Origin of the sequence: Methanospirillum sp., from assembly GCF_035406105.1 — an archaeon.
Taxonomy (GTDB): Archaea; Halobacteriota; Methanomicrobia; order Methanomicrobiales; family Methanospirillaceae; genus Methanospirillum.
The window spans coordinates 1-8739 of the sequence record NZ_DAONKG010000102.1; the positions used below are offsets into that span (position 1 = coordinate 1).

Here is an 8739-nt window from a genome sequence, read left to right on the forward strand (position 1 = left end):
ATGCTTTATCAAAACACTCGATGGCATAATTAATATTTTCTTGATTATATGCTTTCACACCCTTTTGGTTCCATTCAACGGCTTCAGCAGGGACGGAAATCTCATCAAAAGTTTCTCTAAATGAAATCTCCTTTAATTCATAATTTTCCCTTTGAGATATATTATCTGGTTTTTGTTGAATCGATGAAGGAGTTAATTTATCAATATAATTACTTATGCTTTGAGAAAAAGATGGATTGTTAAATGTGGGTCTTTCCTTATTAATTGGGAGAATTTTTTCTTCTTGTGATTGAGTTTGTTGGTTTTTTGATGATTCATCTAGATCTTTATTGAGTTTATTTAATTCCTTTTTTGCCTCATCCAATTCAGGGTCTCTTTTTAATGCTTCCTGATACGCTTTTTTTGCCTCCTCAATGCGAAGCATATCTCTTAAAAGGTCACCTTTTTGTTTCCACAATATCCCGCTGATGAGGTTTTGGTTTTCAAGATATTTCAGTGCAACATCATTGCCCTCTTTTTTTGCCCTTAAATAGCCAATTAAAATTTGTGTATCAGTATCAAAAGGACAGTAATCTAAAGCTTTTTTAAACTCTTTTATTGCCTCGTCTAGGTCATAAGAATTTATTAATGATATACCTCTAGCAAAAGTTCCATAAAATTCTAAGCCCTTATAGCAGTTTTCATTACCACTAGTTTTTTTATTAATAATTTTTTGAGTCTTTTCTGCATCTTTGTAGCGCCCTAATTGATATTCTAAATTTAATTTCATTTGATCATATTTATAAATTTTATCTTCTGAATTGGCTGCTGCCTGACTATAGCATTCGAGGGCTTTTTCATATTCTCCGTTTTTTTCAAAATAATTACCCTGTATTGCTAAATCTTCTGAAAGTAAACCTGATACTGGTAGTGTAGCAAATGTGAAAATAAAAATGAGAGAAATGAATATTTTTTTAATTTTAGATGAGATATTAAGAAATAACATAGATTTCACTTTTTTCTATTTGAGAAGATCTCGAAGGGTATTTTTTACTCGTGATAAACAATTTGCAAGAAATATCTCTATATAATTTTCTTATCATGAGTAACATCAACGGATTTTTTAATCTCATTTGAGATTTTTACCAATTATATTTATTCTATATTTTCGATATCTTGCATTAATTTATTCTGGGCGTTTATCACAGTGATTTTTGCTCCATATTGGGTATCAATGGCACAAACATCATATAACGCCAATTGTGATCCCGACACCAAGGCATAATTAGATAGGGCCACCGGATTATTTGTATCTTCATTCTTTGCTCTTTGGAAGTAATTCAATGCTCCTTCCTTGTCACCAGAAATAAATAACTCATATCCAATATTGTTATATTCAATAGATTTATCCAAAACAGATTTATTATTGTAAATATCCTCTTCAAAATTACATCTGAAATTTGAATCCAGAAACAACTCCTCTATTTGGTGATATGAATCATCCTTCTGGTTATTCTCGCTTGGTAGGAAGCAATAAACACATCCATTGAAGAGGATGAAAAAAGCGATATAATAACTTTTGTTACAATTCATGAATGAATAAACTTTTGATAATATTGGCTTATTCATTGAATGTTTATTTTCTCATAACCCTATATGGGTTTTTTGATTTTATTTTTTGAATAGGATATATAAAATCACAAGAATATTATTTAGTTTTTTATTGTTCTTTTCTGGAAAACTTATGATCACTTCTTATATCTGCTTACGGGTTTGATATACTCATGACAGCATGAGCGAAATCACTCTGGTCTTTTTCGGAACAAACGGATGGTACACCTCCAAAACCGGTTATACCACCTGTATCACCATTGACACCCCTGACCACTTCATCATTCTCGATGCCGGTGAGGGATTTTCAAAGATACCTGAGAGGTATCCGGTCATAGATAAACCGGCCTTCTTATTCTTCTCCCATTTTCATCTGGATCATATATCCGGGTTGCATACCCTGGCCAGGTGCAGGTTCGAGAGGGGGCTCTCCATCTATGGCCCGCCCGGTGTACAAAAACTTGCTGATTTTATCGGATATCCCTACACCATCCCGATACATGAACTACCATTTCCGGTCACCATCACCGAACTTGCAGAAGGGAGAAATGATTGTGGTTTTCCGGTCACAACTGCTTTCCTGGTCCATACCCAGCCGGTCTTCGGGTACCGGTTTAACTTGGGAAAGATTATTGCATTCTGCACCGACACCGGGGCCTGTGATGGTATTCTGACTTTGGGGAAGGAAGCTGATCTGCTGATAACCGAATGTGCCTACCTTCCCGGGCAGGAAAACCCGGGATGGCCTCATTTAAACCCTGAAGTAGCAGTTCGTCTAGCACAAGAGGCAGGGGCAAAACAACTGGCACTGGTCCATTTTGCCGCCGATCTCTACACCTCCCTTGAGCAGCGGCTCTCTATCAGGAATAATGGACCTCAGTTTTCAGATGTGATTATCGGTATGGATGATATGGTCATCAAGCGGTAATTATCCAGAGAGAGACGGAAGGATCATGGTTGTTATCGCTCCGGTGATTCCCTCAAGAGTCAGCTGGACTGCTATCGCTGCAAGGATAAGTCCCATCAGGCGGACCAGGATCTCAATCCCCTGATTTCCGAGGATTTTTCCGATAACATCCGAGCTCAGGTTCAACACGGTAATGAAGATAACAATAACGAGAATAACAAGAAGCCCTCCGAGGAAGGCAGTCTCGGTTGGTGCATTACTCCCAAAGAGAATTGCAGCAGCGATAGATCCCGGCCCCACATAGAGCGGGATGCCAAGCGGGACGATTATCTTTGGCAAAATCGATTCATTCCTCTCAAGAAGCATCTCTTTTCCGGTATCAGAGATAACCCGGTTCATAGTAATGGTATGGGTCCCGCTCATCATTGAGAGGGCAACGCCAAAGAGAATGATACCTCCGGCAATCTGAAACGCCGGAAGAGAGATGTGAAAAAAATTTAAAACCATCTGGCCTGAAAAGAGAAATATCGCCATTGCAAAGAAGATGAATGCCGACAGGATCAGAGCCGTCTTTCTCCTGACCTGTGCGCTTAATGTATTGGTATATGCGATAAAAAACGGAAGGTTTCCGAACGGATCCAGGATTGCAAAAAAGGTTCCGATTGCTCCAACCAGATACCCGATGTCTGAAACCATCTGTACCACACTTATATATCACTCATGATATTGATGTATTCTTCCGGTATCACCTGCAGGTACGAGTGCTGAAATGAGACGTGACATACCGTCACTCCCTAATAATCGTGAGATAACTCAACAAGACGAAAATTCAGGGTAGTTTTTTGATCAGCGAATACATCTGTTCGGGGGGCAGTGCCATCAGAGTTTCAGAACTGACTGTACTAAACCGGCCAATCTCAAGGAGAATAAGTCCCATGACCTCCTGCGACGGGGCCTCAATGATCGCAACAAAATCGTACTGGCCAAAGGTGTAATACAGGGAGACCAGATTCCCTCCGGCCTTTTTGATAACTTCAGCCGCCCGCCGGTCACGATCCTCAAGTTCACGGGTCTGTTCAACGGCAAGATTTGTCAGTCTTCCAAGCAGGATGAAGGTGAGCATGGAGAGTAGTCGGTGACATCAGATATAAATCTCGTGCTGAAATCCTGGAGAACCAATGAACCGGTGATAGTCTGAAAAGCCAAATTGCCGGTTTCTTGGTGATTTTTTAAAATAAAACATTATTTAATGATTGTATCACATATACCTTGTCTATGGGAGTGAGTCACAGGAACCGGATGTGTGTGATTGCATGCATTCTCGTGGGTTTGATAGGAGTTCCGGTATGGGTAATGGGTGCCTCTGAAATACCAGGGGACACCCTTTATCTTCAGGCAGAAGATGCGGTGTCAGAGGGGTCCTATGAACAGGCATATCATTTGTTTATGAATGCTTCAGAAGCATATGCCGCGGAGGGGAACGGGGGAAAAAAGAAAGAAGCTCTCCGTCAGGCGAAACGAATAAGCTGGATGTTTGCTGAGATGACACTCAACCGGACCGCTGCTGATGAGACCATTCAAACGGCATTTCCAAACTTTACCGCAGATGAACGGGAGGCATTTTTGGAGCCGGGAGCCTCAATCCAGTTTGAGTCTGACGGACAGGTCTATTATTTTGAAGGAATTGCGCGAAATATTCAATATCATAACAAGACATTGAGCCAAAATTACACCCGAAAGCTTGGCGAATCACCGTTTTTCGATCAGATCTCACCGTATATAAGCGCTCCACGGGATGAGAAGAACCCGCTGTATCAGAATCATACCTTCCGTGGTACGGGAGTTCTAAGCATACCCCGGGACCAGCTTCCTGATACCGGAACACTACAGATCTGGTATCCGCTTCCGGTCAGTATCGACAGCCAGTCAGATGTTCAGGTGCTCTCTGTTCAGCCGGAAGAATATGTCGTATCCGGACCGGTGACAACGGGTACCATCGGAGAAGTGTATCTGGAGATACCTCTTGAAAAATTCAGGGATGATTTCCTGAACGTCTCGGTGAATGTCTCATGGACCACAAGCCCCCGGATTCTGGATCTGGATCCTGAAACAATACCGATGTACGATACATCAGATCCCTTGTATCTGCGGTATACGAAAAGTCAGCCAAATATTAATATAACTCCGGAAATCACAGCACGTGCACATGATATCGTGGGAGATGAAACCAATCCGTATAAACAGGCCCGGCTCATCTATGACTATATCCTGAATACACTTCCCTACAGCAATGTGCCCCACAGTTACTTTGCTGCTATGCCCATTCCTGAGTCTGACTTTATGCATAATACCGGATTTGGCGATTGCGGGACGCAGAGTGCCTACTTTGCAGCATTATGCCGGGCAGTCGGCATTCCTGCACGGGCACCTGGCGGGTATCAGATAGTGCCAGGACATCAGGGCACTCATTTCTGGGCAGAGTTTTATCTCCCCGAATACGGGTGGATTCCTGTTGATGTGACTGTTGCAGAAGCAGCAGACTGGGCCTACAATGCAACCCCTGAGCAGGCAAAAGAGTATAAGGATTTCTATTTCGGAAATCTGGATCCGTACCGGTTTATCATCCAGACCGATGTGGATGAGTCATTCAGTGGAGAACCAAATCCTGATATTCTCATGACTTTTGTTCATCAGAAACCGGCAGTGGTATGCACATCCTCCGATTCTGATATTGAGATGCTGGGGATGATCTATGCGTCATATACCTTCGAGGATATAACCGCAGAATAAAAGATGGGATCAGGCTGGAATCCCCTTCATCCTTTTATTGCTTTTGCCATCTCAAGACCGGTATCAAATGCCTGATCCAGTTCATTGGCATCGGGAATAAATACGACTTCCATGGTCTTCGTTACATTGAATCCTGCTGTTTTCAGTTCATCTGCAATCATGGCCGGAGCACCGCCTTTTCCGCCCATTGAACCGAAAGTCATTGCATAGCGTTCACCGGTCCGTTCAAAATGCAGCCCTTTCAGGTAATAGATAAGGTCTCCGATGCTTGGATAGGGCATGTCATTGATGGTTGGAATACCTATCATCAGGCCCTTTGACTCCAGGATGTGTTTTACAATCTCTGACCGCTCATCCTCGTGCAGGTTGAAGATCTTCACATCACACCCACCGGCCATGACCCCTTCAGCCAGAGCATGGGCAAGCATCCGGGTCGATCCATGCATGGTGTCATAGACGATGGTTACCTTCTGCTTCATAAGCGTCCCGGTAGCCCAGCCAAGGTATGCATTGATAATCTTTGATGGATCCGTCCAGATTTGTCCATGCGAGGGGGCGATCATCTTCACTTTGCTGATGAGATCAAGGTTTGTCAGTTCGGTTGCTTTCTTTAGGAAGAGGCCTGAAAGCGGGACGATGAGGTTTGCATAGAACTTTTGTGCCGCATCCATGAGAACTGTCTCAGGAATCTCACGGTCAAGACGCTTTGAGAAGCAGAGGTGCTGGCCGAATGCATCGTTCGGGAAGAGAATTCCGTCCTCTACAAGGAGCGTGAACATTGAGTCAGGCCAGTGAAGAAGGGGAGCCTGAACATATGCCAGGGTCTTTTTCCCATAGTCAAGGGTGTCCCCGGTTTTGATATGCCTGAATTCTGCACCCTGTAAGACTGGGTAATGCCTTATAAGCCCCTTTTCTGCAATCTCCGTGCAGTAGACAGGTGCATCAGGGAATTTTTTATGAATCTCTGCCAGGGCTCCGGAGTGATCCTTCTCGACATGGTTCTGGACGATGATATCGATATGGAGATCCCGTCCTTCACGACTGCATGCATCCGCAATTCTGCCCCACATCTGTGCACTGTGCCCGGGGTAGACGTTGTCAATCAGAACGATCTTCTCCCCAAAGAGAAGATATGCGTTATATGTCGTTCCGTCAAGAGTATATCCGTGATAGGAACGAAGGTCCCAGTCAAGGGTCCCGACCCAGTATACTCCTTCAGCCAGTTTGTATGCCTGTGCGTTCATAGTTCAACTCGTTAGTAATGATACGAACATTCTATTGTATGCGAACAAATATGAACCTTCCGGATAAGATCTGTATGTGGCAGAGCGTGGTGATGGCGAACGAACCGGTGATGAGGACATCCGGTTATATTCATCCCGGGATCGGGTTATGGCAGTCGACAGCCAGATTAAGAAAAGGATTCTGGAGCTGCTCCAGGAGAGGGATTATTCCTTTGATGAGCTCGTCTCCCTCTGCGGAAGGGCAAAATCGACCATATCAGTGCATGTGCATGATCTCATATCCACCGGGCTGATTGCATCACAAACTGACCCGGATGACAATAGAAAAAAGATCCTGACACTTTCTTCTACCCCCATCGGCCGGCTTACCAATCTTGACCGTCATGCAGTGGTCAGGGAGGAAAATATTGAAAAATCAGCCGCACTTCCATTTGAGCCGGGAGATATTGCATCATTTTTCAGATGGGGAGTCCGGGTGTTTCGAACAGAGGCAATGGCTCTTGGAATTAATATTGATCCGGTCCTTGAACGAACCGGATGGGAGATTGGCAGGGTTCTTGTGCCTTTAGTATATGATCCTGACCTCTCACAGATGGTACATGCTATGCATGAATTCTGGTCGGTCCATGGTCTTGGGTCGGTAACGTTGAGCGGGTCTGATCCGATTGCTCTTACGGTTCAGGGCTGTTTTGAGTGTGAGGATCTGCCTGTTACTGGTCATGGAGCGTGCTCCTTTGATATCGGCGTTTTATCTGCGATATTCTCAAATTTTCTCAAAGGGCCTGTGAGAATAACCGAAATTGAATGTTATTCCGCCGGTAATGATCACTGCAGGTTTATTATTGAGCCTAAAAAACCAGAGTTAGAAGGATAAATTACATACCATACTCTTTTTTTTCAAGGAATTCAGGAGAGTCAGGCACGTCGGCAATGAAAATTCATCATTCCAGATCGAGGTCATCAGTAATCCCCGCAATACCCATCTCGTACTTGACATTCATAAATATCGCCTTTGAGTGGCTCATCGGATGATTAAGCGGCATAAAAGGATATCACAAGCGACCCAAGGAGCATATTTTTAAGAACATACGTGAATGGACACATATTCCGATATCACCATATAAAGGAGGAATGGGTTTCGATACAAGAATAATCATGTACTACCTTTTCCGGACAAATCCCGGTTAATATTACAATAGTTACAGATATCATACACAATAATGGCCTGTTTCTTCTCCTCTTCCATCCATACCTTTATGAACCCGTTTTTCGAATGATCTGTCATGAAGGGCAGATGGTTCGTTCTCCTCGTCTTCTTGATCGTCCTGGTTTGTAATATTACCAGTATATCAGCAGCAGAGATTCCAAATCTTGTTGGGAACTGGAGTAGTTCCGCGGTCGGTTACTGGGAAGATCTCGGATACATCGAGTATCCGGACGGCACATTAACCATTCGAGGATAGCTAAAAACCCCCTTCCAACAAATTGGGATTTATAAATACTTTATAACTTACGATCACGAAAGGGGGGTTTTTAGCTATCCTCATTCATATTACCAATCAGACCGACCGGGTTTTTATGGGATATATGATTAAAAAGGAACCAATGAAAGAAGAGACGCAAAAGGTCATCACAGGCGTACTGAGTCCAGATGGCACGAATGTGTATATTGCTGAAAATAATCTTGCTGATAATGATGAAGGGATCTCGCTGGGGACCATACGTGGACCAGATGAGATAGAATTAATATACCTGAAACCAGGCACTCCTGTGTATGCCGGAATTGATTACCTGAAAAGGATCACGTGAGCGGACACACGGTGACAGGTTCTGAATGGCGTTACCAATCATTTCAAAATCATCCTTCATGACATGAGAAATTTATCATCCGACTGAGGGAATGACATATCTTTTTTTGATTATCGGGTTTCAGATATCTGTGCTCACAATTTTGAACAATGAGAAGAAAATCGGGAAAGGGTATTCCTTTCCCCTATAATCGCTGACCGTACCACATAATACTTCGTAGTCAGGAGGAGTTTCTCATTCGTATCCGGATATCACCCGAAGTACAACAACCATTACAACAGGTGGTGTACAGGACACAAGAGGGCCGTCAGGTTCATCAGAATCAGCATTCATTGTATCGGTTTCGTCTCCCAATTCTCATATAGAAACAGCGAAAAACCTGTGGGTATGGTCCGGATC

10 protein-coding genes are annotated in these 8739 nt (G+C 43.3%); 5 read left to right on the forward strand and 5 right to left on the reverse strand.

What is annotated here, in order from left to right; genetic code table 11:
* Together PLA23_RS07435 and PLA23_RS07440 are read right to left on the reverse strand one after the other, a co-directional pair.
* Window positions 1–985 (reverse strand): tetratricopeptide repeat protein (locus PLA23_RS07435; protein ID WP_324474690.1); only part of this gene is annotated, 985 nt, incomplete at its 3' end.
* A gap of 149 nt (window positions 986–1134) precedes the next feature.
* Window positions 1135–1608 (reverse strand): tetratricopeptide repeat protein, encoded by a 474-nt coding sequence (locus tag PLA23_RS07440; RefSeq protein WP_324474692.1) that lies wholly within the window; start codon window positions 1606–1608, stop codon window positions 1135–1137.
* Window positions 1609–1771: 163 nt separating this feature from the next.
* On the opposite strand from PLA23_RS07440, the gene PLA23_RS07445 reads away from it, so the two are divergent.
* The gene (locus PLA23_RS07445; protein ID WP_324331667.1) at window positions 1772–2518 is read left to right on the forward strand and encodes an MBL fold metallo-hydrolase; all 747 of its coding nucleotides are present in this window, start codon (window positions 1772–1774) and stop codon (window positions 2516–2518) included.
* Here the strand turns inward: PLA23_RS07445 and PLA23_RS07450 are convergent, their stop codons facing one another.
* Both PLA23_RS07450 and PLA23_RS07455 read right to left on the reverse strand, forming a co-directional pair.
* Window positions 2519–3193 (reverse strand): MarC family protein, encoded by a 675-nt coding sequence (locus PLA23_RS07450; protein ID WP_324474698.1) that lies wholly within the window; start codon window positions 3191–3193, stop codon window positions 2519–2521.
* Window positions 3194–3326: 133 nt separating this feature from the next.
* Window positions 3327–3620 carry a GYD domain-containing protein gene (locus PLA23_RS07455; protein WP_324331665.1) on the reverse strand — a complete coding sequence of 98 codons (294 nt, stop codon included), beginning with the start codon at window positions 3618–3620 and terminating at the stop codon, window positions 3327–3329.
* 182 nt (window positions 3621–3802) lie between these two features.
* On the opposite strand from PLA23_RS07455, the gene PLA23_RS07460 reads away from it, so the two are divergent.
* Window positions 3803–5287, forward strand: coding sequence for a transglutaminase-like domain-containing protein (locus PLA23_RS07460; protein WP_324474694.1), 1485 nt, complete (start codon window positions 3803–3805; stop codon window positions 5285–5287).
* Window positions 5288–5313: 26 nt separating this feature from the next.
* On the opposite strand, the gene PLA23_RS07465 is transcribed toward PLA23_RS07460, so the two are convergent.
* Window positions 5314–6531 carry an FprA family A-type flavoprotein gene (locus PLA23_RS07465; protein ID WP_324331075.1) on the reverse strand — a complete coding sequence of 406 codons (1218 nt, stop codon included), beginning with the start codon at window positions 6529–6531 and terminating at the stop codon, window positions 5314–5316.
* 76 nt (window positions 6532–6607) lie between these two features.
* Between PLA23_RS07465 and msvR the strand changes: the two genes are divergently transcribed.
* From msvR to PLA23_RS07480, 3 genes are all read left to right on the forward strand, one after another.
* The gene (gene msvR, locus PLA23_RS07470) at window positions 6608–7405 is read left to right on the forward strand and encodes a transcriptional factor MsvR (RefSeq protein WP_324331074.1); all 798 of its coding nucleotides are present in this window, start codon (window positions 6608–6610) and stop codon (window positions 7403–7405) included.
* Window positions 7406–7814: 409 nt separating this feature from the next.
* Entirely contained in the window at window positions 7815–7994 is a 180-nt protein-coding gene (locus PLA23_RS07475; RefSeq protein WP_324331073.1) for a hypothetical protein, read from the forward strand.
* 124 nt (window positions 7995–8118) lie between these two features.
* On the forward strand, window positions 8119–8340 hold the full coding sequence (locus PLA23_RS07480; protein WP_324474696.1) for a hypothetical protein: 222 nt from the start codon (window positions 8119–8121) through the stop codon (window positions 8338–8340).
* The last annotated feature ends 399 nt before the right edge of the window (window positions 8341–8739 follow it).